This window comes from Salipaludibacillus sp. CUR1 (genome assembly GCF_021028955.1).
GTDB lineage: Bacteria > Bacillota > Bacilli > Bacillales > Salisediminibacteriaceae > Salipaludibacillus.
Genome location: NZ_JAIWPE010000086.1, coordinates 1 through 1,348 on the forward strand (window position 1 = coordinate 1; position 1,348 = coordinate 1,348).

A 1,348-nucleotide genomic window follows, 5' to 3' on the forward strand; every position below is an offset into this window, starting at 1 on the left:
GTTTGATCCTGGCTCAGAGCGAACGCTAGCGGCGGGCCTAACACATGCAAGTCGAGCGGGGCACTTCGGTGCTTTAGCGGCGAACGGGTGAGTAACACGTAGGTAATGTACCTTCTGGTGGGGAATAACCGTGGGAAACCATGGCTAATACCGCATATCGCGCTTCGGCGTGAAAGCCTTCGGGCGCCAGTTGAGCAGCCTGCGTCCCATTATTTAGTCCTAGTTGGTGAGGTAATGGCTCACCAAGGGTACGATGGGTAGCTGGTCTGAGAGGATGATCAGCCACACTGGAACTGAGACACGGTCCAGACTCCTACGGGAGGCAGCAGTGGGGAATATTGCGCAATGGGCGAAAGCCTGACGCAGCCACGCCGCGTGAGTGATGAAGGCCTTCGGGTTGTAAAGCTCTGTCGGGAGGGACGAAGGGGAAACCCTGACGGTACCTCGCAAGAAAGCACCGGCTAACTCTGTGCCAGCAGCCGCGGTAATACAGAGGGTGCAAGCGTTGCTCGGATTTACTGGGCGTAAAGCGTACGCAGACGGTGAGAAAGGTCGGATGTGAAAGCCCCGGGCTCAACCCGGGAACTGCATCCGAAACCATCTCGCTCGAGTGTGGGAGAGGGAAGCGGAATTCCTGGTGTAGAGGTGAAATTCGTAGATATCAGGAGGAACACCGGCGGCGAAGGCGGCTTCCTGGCCCATTACTGACGTTCAGGTACGAAAGCGTGGGTAGCAAACAGGATTAGATACCCTGGTAGTCCACGCCGTAAACGATGTGTGCTGGATGTCGGGGGTATTCACCCCCTCGGTATCGAAGCCAACGCGATAAGCACACCGCCTGGGGAGTACGGCCGCAAGGTTGAAACTCAAAGGAATTGACGGGGGCCCGCACAAGCGGTGGAGTATGTGGTTTAATTCGACGCAACGCGAAGAACCTTACCCAGCCTTGACATGCTCGGAACCTTGTGGAAACACGAGGGTGCCTTCGCAAGAAGGAGCCGGGACACAGGTGCTGCATGGCTGTCGTCAGCTCGTGTCGTGAGATGTTCGGTTAAGTCCGGCAACGAGCGCAACCCTTGCTTCCAGTTGCCATCATTTAGTTGGGAACTCTGGAGGGACTGCCGGCGCCAAGCCGGAGGAAGGTGGGGACGACGTCAAGTCATCATGGCCTTTATGGCTGGGGCTACACACGTACTACAATGGCGTCTACAAAGGGCTGCGAAACGGCGACGTGGAGCAAATCTCAAAAAAGACGCCTCAGTTCGGATTGGAGTCTGCAACTCGACTCCATGAAGTTGGAATCGCTAGTAATCGCGGATCAGAACGCCGCGGTGAATACGTTCCCGGG

Annotated in this window: 1 rRNA gene; it reads left to right on the top strand. The window is 56.7% G+C overall.

The window, feature by feature from the left end:
- Positions 1–1,348: ribosomal RNA gene (locus K8O68_RS15585) — 16S ribosomal RNA — on the top strand; the annotation flags it as partial.